Source organism: Nonomuraea sp. NPDC001831, from assembly GCF_042892035.1.
Lineage (GTDB): Bacteria > Actinomycetota > Actinomycetes > Streptosporangiales > Streptosporangiaceae > Nonomuraea.
In genome coordinates, this window is sequence record NZ_JBIATU010000003.1 from 871,033 (window position 1) to 891,307 (window position 20,275).

Here is a 20,275-nt window from a genome sequence, read left to right on the forward strand (position 1 = left end):
ACAGGAGTCAACATGCCGTTTGGCCATGACATGGTGCATTCTTTGGCGACCGTTGTCGACCTGGTCAACACCTCGCCGTCCACCGGCGGCGACGACGGTCTGGCCAGCCTGGCCGAGCTGCAAGCCTTCGTGGAGTCCCGGCAGATCAGCGGCATCGGCGCGCTGACCGCCCGCGACCTCGGCCAGGTGCGCATGGTGCGCGAGGCGTTCCACCGGGTGTTCACGGCCTCCGACGTGGCCAGCGCCGTGCGCACGCTCAACGCGTTGCTCGCCGAGACGCGCATCACGCCCAGGCTGACCGAGCACGACGGCCACCCGCTGCACGTGCACTACTTCGCCACCGACGCCTCCCTGGCCGAGCACGTGGCCGCCGACTGCGGCGTGGCGCTGGCGCACCTGCTCGTGGAGGGCGAGATGGAGCGTCTGCGCACCTGTTCGGCCCCCGACTGCGACCGCGTGTTCGTCGACGAGTCCCGCAACCGCTCGCGGGTCTACTGCGACAGCCGCACCTGCGGCAACCGCATGCACGTCGCCGCCTACCGGGCCCGCCGCCGCGCCTGACCGTCCCGCACGCGAACCGCCCGTCCCCGCGACGATCGGGGGACGGGCGGCAGCTGCGGGTGGTTCAGGGTGCTTCGCTGGACGTCTGCCACCACGGCGGCTTGGCGGTGGCGAAGACGTCGGAACAGTTGCACGAGCCGCAACCTGGGATCATCGGCCCTCCTTCATCGTGGGGGAACGGGTTGTACCCGCCTTCACCGGCTCTCAGCCTGACCCTCGTGCCAGAATTCCGGATACCGCCGCGACGCCACGTCTCCTCAGCCGGCGTCGCGCCGCCGCAGGGCCAGCAGCCCGCCGGCCGTGAGCGCGGCCGTCAGCGCGAGCAGCGTCAGCTCCGGCGCCGTGCCGAACGCCTGCCCCGCCATGATGTTCGGCAGGTAGTGGAACGGCTCGAACGGCGTGCCGCCCCACACCCCGTAGAAGGGCGCGACGACCTGTCCGAGCAGGACGGTCAGGATCCAGGCCGCCCAGCACAGCGGCACGCTCGCCCTGGGCAGCAGCCCGTAGGCCGCCACGCAGACCGCGCCGACGCACCACGCCGCCGGGGCCTGGCTCAGGGCGGCGGCCAGGAAGCGCGGCGCGGTGCCGGCGAAGTCGCCGAGGAGGGCGGCGTACACGGCGCTGAAGGCGAGGGCGGCGAGCGCCGGCAGCGCGGCCGTGCCGAGCGCGGCCACCGCCAGGTGCCCGGCCGCCCAGCGGACCCGGGTCAGGGGCGTGGCCTGCACCTGGGCGGCGCGGCCCGAGGTCTCCTCCGAACGCAGCCGGACGACCATGAGCACCGGGTAGAGCGCGCCGCCGTAGGCGAGGATCAGCAGGTAGTACCACATGTACCCGTCGAGGGCGTCCGCCGCGGGGACGCCGAGCAGGTGCGTGATGTTGGTGACCACGATGCTCGGGCGGGCCAGCACGTCCTTGGCCAGCGGGCCCATCGCGCCGCCCACAGCCGCGAACGCCGCCGTCCCGGCCGCCCACTTCAGCAGCAGGCCGCGGTGCAACCGCCAGGCCAGGGCGACCGGGCCGCGCAGCCGGGGCGCCTCCGCCCTGCCCGGCCGTTCCGGCAGCAGGCCCGAGCCGAGGTCGCGGCGGTCGAGCAGCGCGTACGCCAGCGCGCACAACCCCCCGGCGGCCAGTGCGGAGACGCCGAGCAGCCACCAGCGGTCGGCCCGGTAGGCGTCCACCAGGTGGCTCCAGCCGAGCGGTGACAGGGCCTTCAGCCACGGCCGGTCGCTCGCGTCGGCGGCGTAGCGCAGGACGTAGGCCAGGCCGAGGGCGTACAGTCCGATGACCGTGGCGGTGCGGGCGTCGCGGGCCAGTTGCGCGGCGACGGCGCCGACGCCGGCGAACACCCAGCCCGCCACCACGACGGCGGCGCCGTAGGCGAACGTGCCGGCGGGTTCCAGGCCGGCGGCGAGCAGCGCCGCGGCGGTCAGCGCCCCGCCCGCCAGGCTGGTCGCCCCGGCCACCAGCAGGGCCGCGCCGAGCGGCGCCCGGCGGCTCACCGCGCCCGCGCGGACCAGCTCGGTCCGGCCCGCGTCCTCCTCCCCGCGGGTGTGCCTGATCACGGTCGTCAGGGCGGCGAAAGCGTTGATCACGTAGAGGAAGCCGCCGCTGCGCCAGGTCGCCAGCACCTCCAGGCGCGGCTCGACGACCCCGCCGCCGAGCGCGCGGAAGAAGGCGTAGCGGCGGACGACCTCGGTGTAGGCCAGCTTCAGCTCGTAGGTGCCCATGTTGCGGTTGACGTAGCCGACCATGGCCAGGCTCAGGGCCACCAGCAGCAGGAGCCACCAGGGGGCGACGGCGCGTTCGCGGCGCAGCGCCAGGCGGACGAGCGTCCCGGCGCCGCTCATCGCGCGGCCTCGGCCCGCCGGCCGCCCGCGTAGTGGCGCAGGAACAGCTCCTCCAGCGTGGGCGGGCGGCTGTCCAGGGTGCGCACACCCGCCGCGGTCAGGCGGCGCAGCGCCGGGCCGAGGGCGTCGGCGTCCACGTCGAAGCGCACCCGGCCGCCCTCCTCGCGCAGGTCGTGCACGCCGGGCAGCCCGGCCAGCCCTTCGGCGGGCCGGTCGAGCTCGGCGTGCACGGTGGTGCGGGTCAGGTGACGCAGCCCGGCCAGGGTGCCGCTCTCGACCGCGCGGCCGTCGCGGATGATCGTGACCCGGTCGCACAGCGCCTCGACCTCCGACAGGACGTGGCTGGACAGCAGCACGGTGCGGTCGCCGCGCCGCCGCTCCTCCCTGACGACCTCCCGGAACGTCTCCTCCATGAGCGGGTCGAGCCCGGAGGTCGGCTCGTCGAGCAGCAGCAGCTCGACGTCGGAGGCGAGCGCGGCGACCAGCGCGACCTTCTGCCGGTTGCCCTTGGAGTAGGCCCGGCCCTTCGTGCGCGGATCGAGGCCGAACCGGTCGAGCAGCTCCTTCCTGCGCCCGCGGTCGAGGCCGCCGCGCAGCCGGCCCAGCAGGTCGATCACCTCGCCGCCGGACAGGTCGGGCCACAGCGTGACGTCGCCCGGCACGTACGCCAGGCGGCGGTGCAGCTCGGCGGCCTCGCGCCAGGGGTCGCCGCCGAGCAGGCGGACGCTGCCCGCGTCGGCCCGCGCGAGGCCGAGCAGGATCCGGAAGGTCGTGCTCTTGCCCGCGCCGTTGGGGCCGAGGAAGCCGTGCACCTCGCCGGTGCGCACGCTCAGGTCGAGCCCGTCGAGGGCCCGGGTCCGGCCGTACGCCTTGACGAGTGCGGCCACCGAGATGGCGTCGCTCATGATGATCTGCCTCATGACTGTTCGCTCGTACAGTTGACTATCCGAACGAACAGGACGCTATATCGGCGTATAGTCGCTGTCCAGCGCGGCAGCTCAGCAGGGGTGAACCCGGGGTGTCCCTAGGCGCCGGCGACCTCGTTGGGGATCGCGCCGCCGTAGCGCCGGTCGCGCTTGGCGTAGATCTCGCACGCCGCCCACAGGTCGCGGCGGTCGAAGTCGGGCCAGAGCCGGTCGAGGAAGACCATCTCGGCGTAGGCCGACTGCCACAGCAGGAAGTTCGAGAAGCGCTGCTCGCCCGAGGAGCGCAGGAACAGGTCGACCGGCGGGATCTCCGGCTCGTCGAGGTAGCGGGCGAACACCTTCTCGCTCACCTTCGACGGCTTGACCCGCCCGGCCGCGATGTCGGCCGCCAGCTTCACCGCCGCGTCGACGATCTCGGCCTGGCCGCCGTAGTTGACGCAGAACTGCAACGTCAGCTTGTTGTTGCCGAGCGTCATCTGCTCGGCGGCCTGCAGCTCGGAGATCACGCTCTTCCACAGCCGCCCCGGCCGGCCCGCCCAGCGCACCCGCACGCCCATGGCGTTGAGCTCGTCGCGCCGCCGCCTGATGACGTCGCGGTTGAAGCCCATCAGGAAGCGCACCTCGTCGGGCGAGCGCTTCCAGTTCTCCGTGGAGAAGGCGTAGGCGCTCAGGTAGGGGACGCCCAGCTCAAGGGCCCCCTCGATGACGTCGAACAGCGAGGACTCGCCCGCCTTGTGCCCTTCGGTGCGCGGCAGGCCGCGTGCCTTGGCCCAGCGGCCGTTGCCGTCCATCACGATGGCGACGTGCCGGGGCACGAGGTCACGCGGGATCGGCGGCGGGGTGGCGCCTGACGGATGAGGGGTCGGAGGCCGGACGTTCACGCATGCTCCCTTTCGACGTGTCGCAGAGAGCGTATTCCGTGTTCCAGATGCCATTGCAGATATGCGGCCACCAGACCGCTGCACTCGCTGCGGTGGCGCGACTCCGAGGCGTCGGCGGTGACCCAGTCGCCGCGCAGCAGCGCCGTCATGAGCCCGATCGTCTCCCCCGCCGGCACCGCCGAGCCCGCCGGACGGCACGCCCCGCACACCACGCCGCCCGCGACGATGGCGAAGGCCCTGACCGCCGGGGCCTGGCACTTGGCGCACGCCTCCAGCGCGGGCGCGTAACCGGCCACCGCCAGCGAGCGCAGGAAGTACGCGTCGAGGACCAGCCTGGCCTCGTGGACGCGTTCGGACAGCGTGCGCAGGCCGCCGACCAGCAGCAGGAACTGCCGCAGCGCCGGCTCCTTCTCGCCGTGGGTCAGCCGGTCGGCCGTCTCCAGCATGGCGCTGCCGGCGGTGTAGCGGGGGTAGTCGACGGCCAGCGCCTCGCCGTAGGGCCTGATGGTCTCCGCCTGGGTGATCACGTCGAGCGTGCGGCCGGTGTGGAGCTGGAGGTCGACGTGCGTGAACGGCTCCAGCCGCGCGCCGAAGCGTGACTTGGTGCGGCGCACGCCCCTGGCCACCGCCCGGATCTTGCCGGTGCGCTTGGCCAGAACGGTGACGATGCGATCGGCCTCACCGAGTTTCTGCGTCCGCAGGACGACGCCTTCGTCGCGGTAGAGACTCACTTGCCCATCTTACGGCCGCCCGCGCGGCATGTTCCGGGCATGCTCTGGTGACGCGAGTTTGCCCTGCCGTCACTAGACTTTGACGTCTGTCCCCGCATCACCCGTTGTTCAACCCCCCGCTACTGCCTCGAAAGGGAGTCATGACCCGCGTGGTCCTGCTGGGCTCTTCGCCCGGCCCCGACACCTCTCCGACCGGCCTGAGGCTGGCCGCGCTGCCCGGCAATCCCACCGTGGCCGAGCGGCTGCGCAGCCAGCTCGTCTCCTATGACCCGCGGCCCGCCACGATCGAGACCGGCGACGTGGCCGCCGCCCTGCGCGCCCTGGCCGACGTCGCAGAATCGGCAACGGAGAGCCTCTTCATCATCCCCCAGAACTCGGTCGTCCACGACGAGCTGATCTACCAGATCACCAAGGCCAAGCGCGGCGCGCTGGCGCTCGTGGCCAAGGAGCCGCGTCTGGAGGTGACCGAGGAGGCGCAGGAGGACACCGTACCGATCGACGAGGCCGACCCGGAGATCGGCTACGGCCGGCTCGAAGGGCTGCCGGTGCGCGCGCGCGTCGGCAAGTCGCGCGTCGTGTCGGTCGGCACCGCCAACCACGCGGTGACCAGGCCCAACGCGGTGGTGCTCGGCCCGCTGCACATCAGCGCCCGCAACGCCCCCGTGCTCGCGCAGACCTGCCGCGAGCTGGCCCTCATGGCCGACCGCTTCGGCGCGGACGACGACCTCGTCCAGCTCGTGGTGTTCGGCCTGGTGCGCAACGGCGTGTCGGTCGGCGTGCGCGGCCGCCGCGACCTGTTCTACCGCCGGGTGACCACTCCGGAGGAGGTCAACGAGGCCGGCGCCGAGATGGCCGGCATGAACGAGGACCGCGCCCGGCTCAACAACGCGGTCAAGGGCGCCGACGGCTTCTTCACCACCTACTTCGTCTCCACCTACTCGCGCTTCATCGCCCGCTGGGCGGCGCGGCGCGGGCTCACGCCCAACCAGGTGACGCTGATCTCCATCACGCTCGGCGTGGCCGCCGCCGCCTGCTTCGCCACCGGCGAGCGGCCGTGGATGGTCGCCGGCGGCCTGCTGATCTACTTCGCCTTCGTCTTCGACTGCGTCGACGGGCAGGTGGCCCGGTACGCCCGCAAGTTCGGCGTGCTGGGGGCCTGGCTCGACGCCACCTTCGACCGCTTCAAGGAATACGTGGTCTTCGCCGGCCTGGCCGTCGGCTGGGTCGTCTCGGGCAACGGCGACGACATCTGGATCCTGGCGCTGGCCGCCATCGGGCTCCAGTCCGTACGCCACCTGCTCGACTTCTCCTTCGGCATCTCCAACCGGCGCAAGCCGCCCGCGCAGCTGCCCACCCTCCCGCTCGACGCCCCCGACGACCGCGACCTGCGCAGGGCGCTGGAGCGGCGCAAGGCCGAGCGCAGCCAGGGCCTGCGCGGCGTGCTCAAGATGTGGACCAGGGCGGGCAAGTTCCGCGCGGTCCACTGGGCGCGGAAGATGATCGTGTTCCCCATCGGCGAGCGGTTCGCGGCCATCGCGATCACCGCCGCCCTCTTCGACGCCCGGATCACTTTCCTCACCCTCGTGATCTGGGGCTCCGTCGCCGCCGCCTACACCCTCACCGGACGCCTCATGAGGTCGCTCGTATGATCACTCAACCGCAGGCCATGGCCACCCCCACGCCGGACCCCGACGAGGAACGCCGCCGCATCCAGACCGCCCGCCTGCTCGCCTACCGCGACGACGGCCCGCTCGTGCACGCCCTCGCGGGCAAGCTGGGCAAGGGCCTGCCGCCCGTGCCCGCCACGCTCGTGGCGCTGCTCGCCGTCGTCGCCGTCACCGTCGTCGGGCTGCCCGACAAGGGGCCGCTGCTGCTCGTGCCGGTGGCCATCACGCTGCTGCTCGTGCTGCCGACCGCGCCGCGCGACCACCTGGGCCGCTTCGACTGGCTCACCCCGCCGCTGCTGCGCGGCACCGAGTTCCTCGCCATGATCGCGATCGGCCTGGCCGCCGGCGCGCCGAAGTGGCTGCTGTTCGTGCTGGTCTACGTCGTGGGCTACCACACCTACGACACCGTCTACCGCACCCGGCAGAGCATCTGGCCGCCCGCGTGGGTGTTCCACGCGGGGCTCGGCTGGGAGCTGCGCCTGCTGATCATCGGTGCCGGTGCGGCGCTGGGCTGGCTGACGCCGGTGCTCGCGGTGCTGACGGCGTACCTGTTCGTGCTGTTCGCGGTGGAGAGCGTGACGAGCTGGGTGCGCCTGGACAAGGCCTCCGCGCAGGCCGGCGCCGACGCCGAGCAGGACCTCGAGGCCTCGCCCGAGGACGCGCTCGAGCAGGCCACCGGCGAGGCGGAGAAGGGCTGAGCGGCCACCTCCCCCTACGGACACGACGGCGGTCACGGGCTCCCGACCAGGGCGCCGGTGGCCGCCGTTTCGCGTGCGGGCGCCGGATCACCCCGCCGGAAAAGGACATGACGGACTAGTCTGAAATTTAGTGACATTCGAGCCGGGGTCTGGTCCGGCCGGAGCCAGGAGACGCGGATGGCGTTCTTGTCGCGGCCGTTCGGACGAGGGGACCCGCCGGACGGGCGCGCGGACCTCCCCGGCCGGAGGGGCCGATGACCAGCCTGTCCGGGCGGGTCGTGGTGGTGCTGGCGCTGGCCGCGATCCCGGTGAGCGGGTGCGGCACGGATCCGGGCCCGGTGTGCGGCGCGGTCGTCGACGCGACGGGCTACGCCGACCCGGTGACCGCCAGGAACGACGTCGAGTCCGAGCTGCCGGGCTTCGCCAAGGGCTGCGACTGGATCGGCTTCGCGGCGGTGACCGGCGGCTCGGAGAGCGGCGCGTGCCGCAGGGACCCGGTGCCCATCGCCGCCACCCGCACCGAGAACCCCGACGACGACCCGGCGGTCGAGGACCGGGTCAGGGCCCGCCGGATCACGCAGGTGCTCGCCCGGGCGGTCGAGCTGCTCGACTGCCCGAAGGAGGGCCGGGGCTCGGACGTCCTGGGCGCCCTGCGGTACGCGGCCAAGCAGCTCAGCGCGCTGCGGCAGCCGGACAGGGAGCACCGGCTCATCGTGTTCAGCGACCTGCTCAACGACCACGGCGACCTGGACGTCGGCGAGCTGGACCCGAACGAGGCCGCCCGCGGCCGGAAGATCGAGGAGCTGCGGGACGCGCGGCTGCTGCCCGACCTGTCCGGGTACGCGGTGGTGGTGCACGGGTTCCTGCGGGCGAAGAAGCCCGCCCCCGGCCGGTTCCGGTCGCCGGAGAGCTTCTGGCGGGCGGCGTTCGAGGCCGCCGGGGCGTCGTCCGTCGATCTGCTCTAGAGCGCTCTCCCATATTGACACACGGTCAGCAGCGTGTTTACGTCGCGTCAAGAGAGCGCTCTCTCAGTCGACTCCATCACCCCCCCATGGAGCAGGGATGACAACAGAGATCCGGCACAGGCGCCGCCTGGTGGCCGTGGCGGTGGTGCTCGTGGCACTCACCGGCCTGCTCGTCAAAGTGGCCGTCAGCGCCTCGGCGTCCGTGCCGTCCACGCCGTCCGGCTGGTCGCTGGTCTGGTCCGACGACTTCAACGGCGCGGCGGGCACGCCGCCCTCGTCCGCCGAGTGGATCATCGACACCGGGCACGGCTACCCCGGCGGGCCGGGCGACTGGGGCACCGGCGAGATCCAGAACTACACCTCCAGCACCTCCAACGTCAGTCTCGACGGCTCGGGCAACCTGCGCATCACGCCCCTGCGCAGCGGCTCGGGCGAGTGGACCTCGGCCCGCATCGAGACCAGGCGGGCCGACTTCAAGCCGGCCGACGGGCGGGTCCTGCGGATCGAGGGCCGGATCCAGATGCCGGACGTGACCGGTCAGGCGGCGCTCGGCTACTGGCCGGCGTTCTGGGCGCTCGGGGCGCCGTACCGGGGGAACTACTGGAACTGGCCGGGCATCGGCGAGTTCGACATCATGGAGAACGTCAACGGCATCAACTCGGTGTGGGGCGTGCTCCACTGCGGCGTCAGCCCCGGCGGGCCCTGCAACGAGACGACCGGCCTGGGCGCGAGCCGGGCCTGCCCCGGATCGTCCTGCCAGTCGGCCTTCCACACCTACCGCTTCGAGTGGGACCGCGCCGCCAGCCCGAACCAGCTCCGCTGGTACGTCGACGGCCAGCAGTTCCACAGCGTGAGCCAGAACCAGCTCGACGCCGCCACCTGGACCAACATGACCGGACACGGCGGCTACTTCCTGCTGCTCAACCTGGCCATGGGCGGCGCGTTCCCCAACGCCCTGGCCGGCACGGGCACGCCGACGGCGGCGACCGTCCCCGGGCACCCGCTGCTGGTGGACTACGTGGCCGTCTGGCAGAGCGGCACGGTCTCCACCCCGACGGCGACACCGACCGTCCCGGGCGGCGTGGACGCGCGCTCCACCATCCAGGCCGAGCGCTACCAGGCCCAGTCGGGCACCATCGTCGAGGCCACCACCGACACCGGCGGCGGCCAGAACGTCGGCGCCATCGCGAACGGCGACTGGCTGCGCTACGACGCGGTGAACTTCGGCTCCGAGCCCGCCCGCCAGTTCAAGGCCAGGGTGGCGTCGGGGGCGGCGGCCGGCGTGAGCGGGCTGGTGCAGGTGCGGCTGGACAGCCCGTCCGCCCCGCCGATCGGCGACTTCGCGCTGGCCAACACGGGCGGCTGGCAGAGCTGGCGCACGGTCCCGGCCAACATCAGCGGGGTGACCGGCACGCACACGGTCTACCTGACCTTCAGCAGCGGCCAGCCCGCCGACTTCGTCAACGTCAACTGGTTCACCTTCTCGACGACCTGACCGCCCGCGCGACGGCGGCGTCCGCTTCGGCGGTGACGGCGTTCGGTGGGGACGGCGTTCGGTGGGGACGGCGGGAGATGGGGAACAATGAGACGGTGCGCGAATTGCCGGTGATCGACATCTCCCCGCTGATCGGCGACACCCCGGGCGGTGACAGGCAGGCCGTCGGCGCGGCGATCGGCGCGGCCTGCCGGGACAGCGGCTTCTTCTACGTCCGCGGGCACGGCGTGCCGCAGCAGCTCCTCGACCGGCTCGACGCCGCCGCCAGGCGCTTCTTCGCGCTGCCCGAAGAGGTCAAGGACGAGATCTCGATGGACCGCGGCGGCCCGGCCTGGCGCGGCTTCTTCCCGGTGGGCGGCGAGCTGACCTCCGGGCGGCCGGACCTGAAGGAGGGCGTCTACTTCGGCGCCGAGCAGCCGCCCGGCCCGCTCCCGCTGCACGGCCCCAACCAGTTCCCCGTCCAGGTGCCCGAGCTGCGCGAGGCCGTGCTCGCCTACCTGGACACGATGACGGAGGTCGCGCAGGCGGTCATGTCGGGGATCGCGCTCAGCCTGGGCCTGGACGAGAGCTACTTCCGCACCGGCTACACCGCGGACCCGACCATCCTGTTCCGCATCTTCCACTACCCGCCCGCGCCCCCGGACGACGACGAGACCTGGGGCGTGGGCGAGCACACCGACTACGGCCTGCTCACCCTCCTCCTCCAGGACGCCAACGGCGGCCTCCAGGTCCGCACGGCGGACGGCTGGATCGAGGCGCCGCCGCTGCCGGGCACGTTCGTCTGCAACATCGGCGACATGCTCGACAAGCTCACCGGCGGCCGCTACCGCTCGACCCCGCACCGCGTGCGCAATCTCAGCGGCAACGAGCGCCTGAGCTACCCGTTCTTCTTCGACCCCGGCTGGGACAGCGTGGTGCCGCCCCTCCCCTACGCCGCCGGCGAGCGCTGGGACGGCCAGGTCGACTTCACCGGCACCTACGGCGAGTACCTGCTGTCGAAGGTGTCCAAGGTCTTCCCGCGCCTGTTCGAGCGGCAGATCTAGGCCGACTCCCGCACGACCAGCCGGGTGGGCAGGACGACCGGCGTGGCGCTCCGGCCCTCCAGCCGCGACAGCAGCAGCCGCGCCAGCGCCAGCGCCTGCTCGCTGACGGGCGCCCGGACGGTGGTGAGTGCCGGGGTGGTGGCCGAGGCGGCGTCGATGTCGTCGAAGCCCACGATCGCCAGGTCGCCGGGCACCCGCCGGCCCGCGGCGCGGGCGGCCAGCAGGGCGCCGATCGCCATCTGGTCGTCGGCGGCGAAGATCGCGTCCAGGTCGGGGGCGTCGCCGAGGAGCTGCCCGGCCGCCGCCGTGCCGGAGGCCCGGGTCAGGTCGCCGATCGCCAGTCTGGGCCACAGCCCGGCGCGGTCGAGGGCCGCGCGGTGGCCGGCGAGCCGGTCCTGGGTGGCGACCAGGTCCATCGGGCCGCAGATCATGCCGATCCGGCGGCGGCCGGTGGCCAGCAGGTGCTCGGTGGCCGCCGCCGCGCCCCCGGCGTTGTCGGCGTCCACGTACGGCACCAGGGAGGCGACCGGCGGCCGGCCCAGCAGCACGAGCGGCACGCCGGTGCGCGAGAGCCGTTCCGCCAGGGTGTCGCCCCGCTCGGGCGGCAGCAGGACGACGCCGTCCACCAGGCGCGCCTCGGCGCGTCCGACGATGCGGCGCCGGCTCTCGGCGGTGTCGGCGAGCATGAGGGTGATCTGCTTGCCCGCGCCCTCCAGCAGGCTCGTCACGTACTGGACGACGGCCGCGACCATCGGGTCGGCGGCGCGCCTGGGCGCCGACAACACGAGCGCCACGGTGTCGGTGCGCCGGGTCACCAGGCTGCGCGCGGCGGCGTTGGGCACGTAACCGAGCTCTTTGACGGCCTGCAGGACCGTGGAGCGCACCTCGGGGCTGACCGACGCCTCGCCGTTGACGACGCGGGAGACCGTGGCCCGGGAGACGCGGGCGCGGGCGGCCACCGTCTCCAGCGTGGGACGCCTGGGCGGGGCCTCGGTCAGGCCGTTGCGCCTGATCACGTCGCGGTACCACAGCGCGCTGTCCTTGGGCCGCCTGCGCTGGGTGTCGAAGTCGACGTGCACGAGGCCGAACTTGCGCCGGTACCCCTCGGCCCATTCGAGATTGTCGAGCAGCGTCCAGGCGAGATATCCGCGGACGTTCGCGCCCTCCTCGACGGCGGTCCGCAGGGCCCGCAGGTGTTCCTCGATGAATTGCACGCGATCGACGTCGTGAATGCCGTCGGGAGTGACCGTGTCGACGAAGTCGGCGCCATTCTCGGTGATCATCAGTTCAAGGTCGGGATGTTCGCCGGCGAGCCGCCGCAGTAACCGGGAAAGGGCGTTCGGGACGATCGGCCAGCCCATCGCGGTGACCGCCGTGGGAATGGTGCTGAAAAGCACGCCCGCGCTTCCCGGATAAGCCGGGTCGGCCGGTTCGCCGGGCTGCGCCTGGACGACGGCCGGCGCGTAGTAGTTGACGCCGAGCAGGTCGAGCGGCTGCGCGATGTCGGCCAGGTCGCCGTCGTGGACGTGCCCGAGCCCGGCGTGCTCCTCGATGACCGGCAGCAGGTCGGCGGGGTAGGCGCCGCGCAGCATCGGGTCGAGGAACTGCCGGTGGACGAGCGCGTCGATCCTGGCCACGGCCTCGGCGTCCTCCTGCGACAGCGGCCGGTCGAAGTCGCCGACCTGGGCCGGCGTCAGCACGGGCGAGAAGTTGAGCACGGCGCCCACCTCGGCGGCCCCGGCGGCGCGCAGGGCCTGGGCGCCCAGGCCGTGGGCGAGCAGCAGGTGGTGGGCGCTCCTGAACGCCTCGGCGGCCGACCGCCGGCCCGGCGCGTGCACCCCCGAGCCGTGGCCGACGAAGGCCGCCACCCACGGCTCGTTCACGGTGAACCAGGTGGCGACCCGGTCGCCGAGCCGCTCGGCCACGATCGCCGCGTAGTCCGCGAAACAGCGGGCGGTGTCGCGGGACGGCCATCCCCCGCGCTCCTGCAGCGCCTGCGGCAGATCCCAGTGATAAAGGGTGGCCAACGGCGTGATGCCGGCCTCCAGCAGGGCGTCGACCAGCCGCTGGTAAAAGTCGAGACCGGCCGGGTTCACCTTTCCCGAGCCGTCCGGAAGAATGCGCGGCCAGCTCACCGAGAACCGGTACGCGGCCATTCCCAGCTCTTTCATCAGCGAGACGTCCTCGCGATATCGGTGGTAATGGTCGCAGGCGTCGGCCGGGCCACCGGCGAAGGCGTCCCAAATGGACGGCCCGCGGCCGTCGGCGGTCGTGCCGCCCTCGATCTGGAAGGCCGACGTCGAGACCCCCCAGACGAAACCCTCGGGAAAACGTGCGATATTCATGTGGCGGCAATCCTCCGGCAGCGGACCGAACGCCCAGTCTCCCGCGCGGCGCTCGTCGCGCGCCAGCCTGGCCAGGCGGTATACAGAGCCCGTGGAACTGGACCGGCTCGATCGTGACATCATCGCGGCGCTCGTCGACGACGCCCGCGCGACCTACGCGGACATCGGCCAGCAGGTGGGGCTGAGCGCGTCGGCCGTCAAGCGGCGGGTCGACCGGCTGCAGAAGAGCGGGGCGATCACCGGTTTCAGCGCGCGGGTCGCGCCGCAGGCGCTCGGCTGGACCACCGAGGCGTACGTCGAGCTGTTCTGCCAGGGCAAGACCAAGCCGTCGGACATCGCCGTGGCGGTGGCCAAGTTCCCCGAGGTGGTGGCGGCGGCCACGATCACCGGCGAGGCCGACGCGCTGCTGCACATCAGGGCCACCGACGTGCGGCACGTCGAGCGGGTCATCGAGCGCATCGCGGCGGAGGCTTTCGTGGTGCGGACCAAGAGCTCGATCGTGCTGTCCCGGCTGGTGGACATCCCTCCGGGAGCCGCCCTGACGGAGTCGCGCAACGGATCGCACGTCGTCGGGCGATAGACGCAACAGACCTGCGCCAACGCGCAATGCGGACCGCTTGGCCTGCGCAAACGTCAATTCTTAGGCTGTCCCCGTCTCCCCGATACGGGACTTCCCCTGCAACTGACGACGACGGAGCCCTGCATGCCCAAACACTTCCTCATGTGCCGCCCGGACTACTTCGCGGTCGAGTACGCCATCAACCCGTGGATGGACCCCGAGGCCGGCGCCGACCGTGAGGTGGCGATCCGGCAGTGGGAAGGGCTGAAGTCGGCGTACGAGGAGCTCGGGCACCAGGTCAGCCTCATCGACCCGATCGAGGGCCTGCCCGACATGGTGTTCGCCGCCAACGGCGCGCTGGTCGTCGGCGGCCGGGTCTACGGCGCCCGCTTCACCTTCCCCGAGCGCGGCCCCGAGGGCCCGGCCTACCTGCGCTGGTTCGTCGAGCGCGGCTACCCGACGCTGGAGCCCACGCACGTCAACGAGGGCGAGGGCGACTTCCTCACCCTCGACGACGTCATCCTGGCCGGCACCGGCTTCCGCACCGACGTGGTCGCCCACCAGGAGGCGCAGGAGTACCTGGGCCGCCCGGTCGTCTCGCTCAAGCTGGTCGACCCGCGCTTCTACCACCTGGACACCGCGCTGTTCCCGCTCGACGGCCGCAACGTCGCCTACTACCCCGGCGCCTTCTCCCAGGGCAGCCAGGAGGTGCTGCGCGCGATGTTCCCGGACGCGGTGATCGCGACCGCCGAGGACGCCGAGGTGCTCGGCCTCAACGCGGTCAGCGACGGCCGGAACGTGGTGATCAACTCCGAGGCGTCCGGGCTCCAGCTGGAGCTCAAGCGGCACGGCTACGAGGTGATCCCGGTCGAGCTGTCGGAGCTGCGCAAGGCGGGCGGCGGTCCCAAGTGCTGCACACTGGAGATCAGGGGGGAGAAGTAACATGAGCACCAGCGCAGAGCTGATCGAAGTAAGCGAGCGCCGCAGCGCGCACAACTACCATCCGCTGCCCGTGGTCATCCACGAGGCGCACGGCGCGTGGGTCACCGACGTCGAGGGCAAGCGTTATCTCGACTGCCTGTCGGGCTACTCGTCACTGAACTTCGGCCACGGCAACCCGAAGATCATCGAGGCCGCCCAGGAGCAGCTGAAGAACCTCACGCTGACCAGCCGAGCCTTCTACCACGACCAGTTCGCCCAGTTCTGCGCCGGGCTCGGCGACCTCACCGGCAAGGACATGATCCTGCCGATGAACACCGGCGCCGAGGCCGTCGAGACCGCGATCAAGGTGGCCCGCAAGTGGGGCTACGAGGTCAAGGGCGTCGCGCCGGAGCAGGCCAACATCATCGTGATGGAGGACAACTTCCACGGCCGCACCACCACGATCATCAGCTTCTCCACCGACCCCGACGCGCACGACGGGTTCGGGCCGTACACGCCGGGGTTCAGGATCGTGCGTTACGGCTCGGCCGAGGCGATCAGGGAGGCGATCGACGACAACACGGTGGCCGTGCTCGTCGAGCCGATCCAGGGCGAGGCGGGCGTGCTGGTGCCGCCGGACGGCTACCTGACCGAGGTCCGGCGCATCTGCACCGAGAACAACGTGCTGATGATCGCCGACGAGATCCAGTCGGGTCTCGGGCGCACCGGCCGCACGTTCGCCTGCGACCACGAGAACGTCGTCCCCGACGTCTACATCCTGGGCAAGGCGCTCGGCGGCGGCGTGGTGCCGGTCTCGGCCATCGCCGCGGACGAGGACGTCCTCGGGGTCATCAAGCCGGGCCAGCACGGGTCCACCTTCGGCGGCAACCCGCTGGCCTGCGCGGTCGGCATCGCCGTCATCGACATCCTGAACACCGGCGAGTTCCAGGCCAGGGCCGCCCGGCTCGGCGAGGTGCTGCACGCGCGGCTGCGCGAGCTGGCCGGCAAGGGCGTGGTGGCGGTGCGCGGGCGCGGGTTGTGGGCGGGCGTGGACATCGACCCAGCCCTCGGCACCGGGCGTGAGGTGTCCAAGGCGCTGATGGCGCGCGGCGTGCTCGCCAAGGACACCCACGGGTCCACGATCCGGCTCGCGCCGCCGATCGTGATCTCCGAGGAGGACCTGGTCTGGGCGGTCGAGCAGCTCGCCGCCGTCCTGGAAGACCTCTAGGTCTTTCACGGCTTCGCCCGGTAACGCCGCCCGCCGTACTTCGGCCGGCGGCCCTCCAGGAAACGACCGCTGACCCCGTTAGGGCGCGCCGCCGAGACGGCGCGCCCGGTGGGCCTGCCGGCTGGTCGGCCAGCCCGGGGTCATGAGCCGGCGGGGGCGCTCTCCATCGGGGTAGGGGTGACGGTACGCGTCACCGTCGGCCGCGGCGTGCCGGTCGGCTCGGTCGGCTCGGTCTCCGGGTCGCCGGTCGACTCGGCCGCGGGCTCGCTGGTCGGCTCCGGGGTGAAGGTGATCGTCGCCTCGGCCGTCGGCAGCGCCGTCGCCGTCGAGCCGGACTCAGACGGAACGGGTGTGGGGGCCACGCTCTCCGGCATGCAGCTCGCGTCGGTGGCGGCGTCGGGGGCCTGCGGCGGGGCGTCCACCACGGAGACGTCGAGCTGGGCCGTCAGCGCCAGGACGCTGTCCTTCGGCGCGCCCGCCTTGGCGTCGACCACGACCTGCCGCTCGCCCAGGAACGTGTGCCCGGCCGGATCGAAGATCAGCTCCTCGCGCACTCCCCAGTCGGCGACCCGGCCCAGCGCCACGCCCACGCGTCCCGAGGAGTCGGCGACGCCCTCGGCCGCCTCGACGCCGGGGATCGACTTGACCGCCTCGAACAGGGCGTCGCGCTGCGCCTTGGGCAGGTAGTTCTCCCTGACGAGGTCGCCGGCGCGGGTGAAGGCGACGGCGTCGGGATCGGCGTCCTTGCCGCCCTCGGGGGCCGGCTGGTACAGGCGCTCGCGCATGGCCGTGGCCTCGGCCGGGAGCGTGCTCAGGTAGGCGTAGTCGTCGCGGTAGGGGCCGCGCCGGTCGGGGCAGGCGGCCAGCCGGTTCCACTCGCTGCCCTGCCAGCTCCTGGCGTCCGCCGGCAGCGACTCGCCGGGCCAGGGGCGCGGCTCGCGGCCCTCGATCTGCAGCAGGCCGTCCTTGCTGCCGTCCACGGACTTCCAGATCCTGCGGTGCTGGCGGTAGAGGTAGCGGCTCTGCCCGCCGGAGGCGTCGGCCGAGTGCGAGCCGTACATGGTGTCGGACTCGATCAGGATGAACTGGTCCGGCCGGGGGTTCAGCTCGCCGGCCGTGAGCAGCACGGAGGTGGCCGGGCGGGCGTCCGTCCCGCCCTGGCCGGACAGCGCCACCGCCACGCCGCCGACCAGGACGACCGTGACGCCGAAGGCCGCGGCCGCCTGCCAGCCCAGCCTCGGCAGCCGCAGGCGCCGCCCGCCGCGCGCCTCGGCCAGCAGCCGTTCCCTGGCCCGCGCGCGGGCCTGCGGCTCGTACGGCGGCGCCGGCGGCCTGCCGTCGGCGAACGTCCGGATCTCGTCATCCATGCTGGGGCTCCTCTGCGAAGGGATCGATGCCGCCGAGCGCCCTGCGTACCTTGACGCGGAGCCGGTGCAGCCTGGACCGGACGGTGCCGACGGGCACCCCGAGGGCGCGCGCGGCGTCCTCGTAGGTCAGGTCGGCCCACGCCACGAGCAGCAGCAGGTCGCGCTCGCCCGCGCTGAGCCTGGTCAGCGCCCTGGCCAGGCGGGGCTGGAGCTGCGCGGCGGTGACCCGGTCGGCGCTGCGCTCGTCGAACGTGCCCGGACGCTCGGCGCCGACCCTGGCCATGGCCGCGGTGCGCCGCCGTTCGGCCCTGCGGTGCTGGGACACGACCTTGGTGGCGATGCCGTACAGCCAGGGACGGGCGTCGGGCAGGGTGCGGTCGTAGCGGCCGCGGCCGCGGAAGGCGACGAGGAACACCTCCCCCGTCACGTCGTCGGCCAGCTCGGCGCCCAGGCGGCGGGCGGCGTACCTGTGGATCTCGTCGGCGTGCCGGTCGAACAGCGCGGCGAAACGCTCAGGATCGCTCAGCGAATGCCCGATCAGGGTCGAGTCATCCAGCGTTGCGGTTGTGTCCTCGACACTCACCACATCCGGTCCTCTCTCATGCGGTCACCCTGTTGTTGGCCGCACCCGGAAGCCCGGTTCCACCTTTTTCGGGTTATGCCGCCTTTCCCTGCTTTCGCCAGGCGGACAGGCCGTCGGGTGCCTCGTCCCTGGTGAACCCGGCCGCCGTCAGCTCCGCGGCGAGCCGGTCGCCGCCGGGCCGGTGGGCCTCGCTGGTCACCTCGTCCTCGCCGATCACCACGCCGCGCTGCCTGACCCGGTAGAGGAAGCGGGAGCGCACGGTCTCGCCGCTGACGTCGAGCACCTGGCCCCAGACCTCGTAGGCGTGCCGCCCGACCTGGTAGGAGCCCATGAGCTCCAGCTCACCGGGCGTGGGCGCGGGCCGCTCGCGCCAGTTGAACAGCAGCAGCCCGCCCGGTTCGAGCTGCCTGGCCAGCACCCGCCACAACTCCTCCCGCCGCCCGGCCGGGAACGCCTGCAGCACCGAGATCATCACGACGGCCGCCACCGGCTCGTCGACGTCGACGTCGAGCGCCCCGCAGGCGAGCACGGTGACCCGGCGCCGGGCCTCCTCGTCGGCGGCCAGCCGCGACAGCAGCACCGACCGCATGGCCAGCGCCGGCTCGACGGCGAACACCTCACCCTCCGTCGCCCGCACGATCACCTCGGTGATCAGGCCGGTGCCCGCGCCGATCTCCATGACGCCGCCCCGCACCCCCTTCAGCAGGGGCGGGAGCAGCTCGCGGATCTCGGGGACGTGCCCGTCCTCGTGCCACAGGTCGTAGAACGGCACGGCCCTGGAGTACTGGTCGTCATTCATAGGTCATTTCTACGCCAGCCGGGCCGAGTCGATCGGCCGGACACCGTCGCCCACCGACTCGTACCAGGTGATGGTGTCGGGGAAGGTCAGCGTGGCCAGCGCGTTCTGGAACAGCGGGCCCTTGGTCACCCGCCAGCGGAACGGCGGCCGCGGGATGCCCGCCAGCCGCGCCAGCAGGCTGCCCACCAGCGTCGCCAGCCCGAACTGGGTGAGCACGTTGGCCCAGCGCAGCAGCCGGCTGAGCGGGTTGCGGATCGGCGAGCAGACGACCTGGTAGATCTGCCCGGCCGAGGCCTTGGCCAGGTAGGAGTAGTGGACGTCGCCGGACAGGATCACCGCCGGCTTGCCGAGCCGGACCAGCAGCCTGCCCAGGTCCTCGAACGAGCGCCGGAAGGCCGCCCAGTGCTCCAGGTCGACGGCCTGGCGCAGCTGCTCCGACCACCGCTGCACCGTACGGCCCCACTTGCCGTCGCACAGGGCCTCGTTCCAGTTCTGGACGCCGTGCACGCCCTCGGGCAGCAGGAACGGGATCGAGGAGCCGATGACCAGCCGCTCGGCCGGGGCGGCGGCCTGCTCCTGGAGCCAGGCCCACTCCTCGGGGTCGAGCATGCGCCGGTCGCCGGGGGTGAGCTGCCTGGCGCACCGGGTGTCGATCATGATGAGCCGGGTGTGCCCGAGGTCGCGGGTGTAGCTCCAGCGGTTGCTGCTCGGCTCGGCGTCGGCCTTGGCGGCGAAGGCGTCGAGGGCCGGGCCGCCGTCGCCGCCGCCCTCGGTGAGCTCGCGCACCAGCGGGTCGGCCGCGCGCTCGGCCGGGGTCAGGTTGCCGAGGTGCTGGTAGACGAAGTAGGCGCCGAGCCCGGCCACCACGCGGCGCGGCCACCAGCTCGTCAGGGCCATCTTCTCCCGCCAGGGCTGGGAGGTGTTCCAGTCGTCGCGCAGGTCGTGGTCGTCGAAGATCATGGCGGTGGGCACGGTGGACAGCAGCCAGCGGATCTCCGGGTCGGTCCAGGCCTGGCGGTAGAGCTCGGCGTACTCCTCGTAGTCGGCGATCTCGCCCTGCGGCTCGGTGGTCCTGCGCGCGTGGATGTAGTCGAGCATCTGGGGCGAGGGGCTGTCGGCGTAGACCTGGTCGCCGAGGAGCAGCAGCAGGTCGGGCCACTCCTCCTCCTCGGCGCGCATGAGGCTCACGCCGTAGGCGCGCAGCACGTCGTCGCCGTGGGTGCGGACGTGCGCCGAGTCGTGCGGCACGCTGGTGCGGCACGACCCGAACGCCAGCCTGCGGGGCCCTTCGGCGGGCAGCAGCCGCACCCGGCTGGCCGGGCGGCCCGTCAGCGGCCAGACCTGGTCCCCGTCGAGGCTGACGGAATAGGAGGCGATATCCTGGGACAGGTCAACGAGATCCACGATCGCGTAGTGGTGACCGTGCACGGTGAAGGTGGGCGACCGATAAGCCCCGCCTGCCGTCTCGACGGTGACCGTGCAGGGCTCGCTGGTCTCCACCCAGATCGAGGCGCTGACCGAGTCGACGTGACGCAACATCGGCCCAACCACGAGTTCGGGCATCCAACCCTCCGGTTTTCGACGATTCGGCACACTCTCGCTCGATAGCCTGCCAGAGTGGCACGTTCCCAGCACGTTGATCAACGGCTTGGATAGGCC

General features: G+C 72.5%; 18 protein-coding genes. 9 read left to right on the plus strand and 9 right to left on the minus strand.

Translation table 11 applies throughout. The features are described 5' to 3' along the window. Positions 1-33 precede the first annotated feature (33 nt). Positions 34-561, plus strand: a complete 528-nt coding sequence (locus ACFYYW_RS14745; protein ID WP_352323427.1) for a CGNR zinc finger domain-containing protein — start codon at positions 34-36, stop codon at positions 559-561. Between the two features lie 257 nt (positions 562-818). Here the strand turns inward: ACFYYW_RS14745 and ACFYYW_RS14750 are convergent, their stop codons facing one another. The 4 genes from ACFYYW_RS14750 to recO form a co-directional block, all read right to left on the minus strand. Next, a complete protein-coding gene (locus ACFYYW_RS14750) occupies positions 819-2,408 on the minus strand; it encodes an ABC transporter permease (protein WP_387648733.1) in 1,590 nt (529 codons plus the stop codon). Then, positions 2,405-3,313: an ATP-binding cassette domain-containing protein gene (locus tag ACFYYW_RS14755; RefSeq protein WP_387648736.1), complete on the minus strand. Its 909-nt coding sequence runs from the start codon at positions 3,311-3,313 to the stop codon at positions 2,405-2,407. Before ACFYYW_RS14755 ends, ACFYYW_RS14750 begins: the two co-directional genes overlap by 4 nt. Positions 3,314-3,432: 119 nt before the next feature. Continuing rightward, positions 3,433-4,215: an isoprenyl transferase gene (locus ACFYYW_RS14760; RefSeq protein WP_352323405.1), complete on the minus strand. Its 783-nt coding sequence runs from the start codon at positions 4,213-4,215 to the stop codon at positions 3,433-3,435. Beyond that, positions 4,212-4,946, minus strand: coding sequence for a DNA repair protein RecO (gene recO / locus ACFYYW_RS14765; protein ID WP_387648740.1), 735 nt, complete (start codon positions 4,944-4,946; stop codon positions 4,212-4,214). The genes ACFYYW_RS14760 and recO overlap by 4 nt, the downstream gene beginning before the upstream one ends. A gap of 140 nt (positions 4,947-5,086) precedes the next feature. On the opposite strand from recO, the gene ACFYYW_RS14770 reads away from it, so the two are divergent. From ACFYYW_RS14770 to ACFYYW_RS14790, 5 genes are all read left to right on the plus strand, one after another. Continuing rightward, positions 5,087-6,595, plus strand: a complete 1,509-nt coding sequence (locus tag ACFYYW_RS14770; protein WP_364415645.1) for a CDP-alcohol phosphatidyltransferase family protein — start codon at positions 5,087-5,089, stop codon at positions 6,593-6,595. Next, positions 6,592-7,311 carry a DUF5941 domain-containing protein gene (locus ACFYYW_RS14775; protein ID WP_352323408.1) on the plus strand — a complete coding sequence of 240 codons (720 nt, stop codon included), beginning with the start codon at positions 6,592-6,594 and terminating at the stop codon, positions 7,309-7,311. Before ACFYYW_RS14770 ends, ACFYYW_RS14775 begins: the two co-directional genes overlap by 4 nt. A 254-nt stretch (positions 7,312-7,565) precedes the next feature. Then, complete coding sequence (locus ACFYYW_RS14780; protein ID WP_387648745.1) at positions 7,566-8,276, plus strand: hypothetical protein; 711 nt, start codon at positions 7,566-7,568, stop codon at positions 8,274-8,276. Positions 8,277-8,373: 97 nt separating this feature from the next. After that, on the plus strand, positions 8,374-9,771 hold the full coding sequence (locus ACFYYW_RS14785; RefSeq protein WP_387648747.1) for a glycoside hydrolase family 16 protein: 1,398 nt from the start codon (positions 8,374-8,376) through the stop codon (positions 9,769-9,771). A gap of 95 nt (positions 9,772-9,866) precedes the next feature. Further along, a complete protein-coding gene (locus ACFYYW_RS14790; RefSeq protein WP_387648750.1) occupies positions 9,867-10,814 on the plus strand; it encodes an isopenicillin N synthase family dioxygenase in 948 nt (315 codons plus the stop codon). Here ACFYYW_RS14790 and ACFYYW_RS14795 read toward each other — a convergent pair. Beyond that, positions 10,811-13,159, minus strand: coding sequence for a GH1 family beta-glucosidase (locus ACFYYW_RS14795; RefSeq protein WP_387648753.1), 2,349 nt, complete (start codon positions 13,157-13,159; stop codon positions 10,811-10,813). The genes ACFYYW_RS14790 and ACFYYW_RS14795 overlap by 4 nt on opposite strands. 91 nt (positions 13,160-13,250) lie before the next feature. On the opposite strand from ACFYYW_RS14795, the gene ACFYYW_RS14800 reads away from it, so the two are divergent. From ACFYYW_RS14800 to rocD, 3 genes are all read left to right on the plus strand, one after another. Further along, entirely contained in the window at positions 13,251-13,739 is a 489-nt protein-coding gene (locus ACFYYW_RS14800; RefSeq protein ID WP_387648756.1) for an Lrp/AsnC family transcriptional regulator, read from the plus strand. 123 nt (positions 13,740-13,862) lie between these two features. Next, positions 13,863-14,660, plus strand: a complete 798-nt coding sequence (gene ddaH, locus ACFYYW_RS14805) for a dimethylargininase (protein WP_352323414.1) — start codon at positions 13,863-13,865, stop codon at positions 14,658-14,660. Between the two features lies 1 nt (position 14,661). Continuing rightward, a complete protein-coding gene (rocD, locus tag ACFYYW_RS14810; protein ID WP_387648759.1) occupies positions 14,662-15,867 on the plus strand; it encodes an ornithine--oxo-acid transaminase in 1,206 nt (401 codons plus the stop codon). Between the two features lie 140 nt (positions 15,868-16,007). Here rocD and ACFYYW_RS14815 read toward each other — a convergent pair whose 3' ends face one another. The 4 genes from ACFYYW_RS14815 to ACFYYW_RS14830 all read right to left on the minus strand — a co-directional run bounded on the left by ACFYYW_RS14815 (position 16,008) and on the right by ACFYYW_RS14830 (position 20,155). Continuing rightward, entirely contained in the window at positions 16,008-17,234 is a 1,227-nt protein-coding gene (locus tag ACFYYW_RS14815; RefSeq protein WP_387648762.1) for a CU044_5270 family protein, read from the minus strand. Then, positions 17,227-17,817, minus strand: coding sequence for an RNA polymerase sigma factor (locus tag ACFYYW_RS14820; RefSeq protein ID WP_352323417.1), 591 nt, complete (start codon positions 17,815-17,817; stop codon positions 17,227-17,229). The genes ACFYYW_RS14815 and ACFYYW_RS14820 overlap by 8 nt, the downstream gene beginning before the upstream one ends. A gap of 73 nt (positions 17,818-17,890) precedes the next feature. Next, positions 17,891-18,616: a class I SAM-dependent methyltransferase gene (locus ACFYYW_RS14825; protein WP_387648765.1), complete on the minus strand. Its 726-nt coding sequence runs from the start codon at positions 18,614-18,616 to the stop codon at positions 17,891-17,893. Positions 18,617-18,625: 9 nt separating this feature from the next. Further along, entirely contained in the window at positions 18,626-20,155 is a 1,530-nt protein-coding gene (locus ACFYYW_RS14830; protein ID WP_387648767.1) for an alkaline phosphatase D family protein, read from the minus strand. Positions 20,156-20,275: the final 120 nt, after the last annotated feature.

Excerpts from the sequence above, each read along its gene's own strand:
- ACFYYW_RS14815 (WP_387648762.1), bottom strand. The coding sequence starts at position 17,234 with ATGGATGACGAGATCCGGACGTTCGCCGACGGCAGGCCGCCGGCGCCG.
- ACFYYW_RS14755 (WP_387648736.1), bottom strand. The coding sequence starts at position 3,313 with ATGAGCGACGCCATCTCGGTGGCCGCACTCGTCAAGGCGTACGGCCGG.
- ACFYYW_RS14830 (WP_387648767.1), bottom strand. The coding sequence starts at position 20,155 with ATGTTGCGTCACGTCGACTCGGTCAGCGCCTCGATCTGGGTGGAGACC.
- ACFYYW_RS14750 (WP_387648733.1), bottom strand. The coding sequence starts at position 2,408 with ATGAGCGGCGCCGGGACGCTCGTCCGCCTGGCGCTGCGCCGCGAACGC.
- ACFYYW_RS14785 (WP_387648747.1), top strand. The coding sequence starts at position 8,374 with ATGACAACAGAGATCCGGCACAGGCGCCGCCTGGTGGCCGTGGCGGTG.
- ACFYYW_RS14795 (WP_387648753.1), bottom strand. The coding sequence starts at position 13,159 with ATGAATATCGCACGTTTTCCCGAGGGTTTCGTCTGGGGGGTCTCGACG.
- rocD (WP_387648759.1), top strand. The coding sequence starts at position 14,662 with ATGAGCACCAGCGCAGAGCTGATCGAAGTAAGCGAGCGCCGCAGCGCG.
- ACFYYW_RS14825 (WP_387648765.1), bottom strand. The coding sequence starts at position 18,616 with ATGAATGACGACCAGTACTCCAGGGCCGTGCCGTTCTACGACCTGTGG.
- ACFYYW_RS14780 (WP_387648745.1), top strand. The coding sequence starts at position 7,566 with ATGACCAGCCTGTCCGGGCGGGTCGTGGTGGTGCTGGCGCTGGCCGCG.
- ddaH (WP_352323414.1), top strand. The coding sequence starts at position 13,863 with ATGCCCAAACACTTCCTCATGTGCCGCCCGGACTACTTCGCGGTCGAG.
- ACFYYW_RS14775 (WP_352323408.1), top strand. The coding sequence starts at position 6,592 with ATGATCACTCAACCGCAGGCCATGGCCACCCCCACGCCGGACCCCGAC.
- ACFYYW_RS14770 (WP_364415645.1), top strand. The coding sequence starts at position 5,087 with ATGACCCGCGTGGTCCTGCTGGGCTCTTCGCCCGGCCCCGACACCTCT.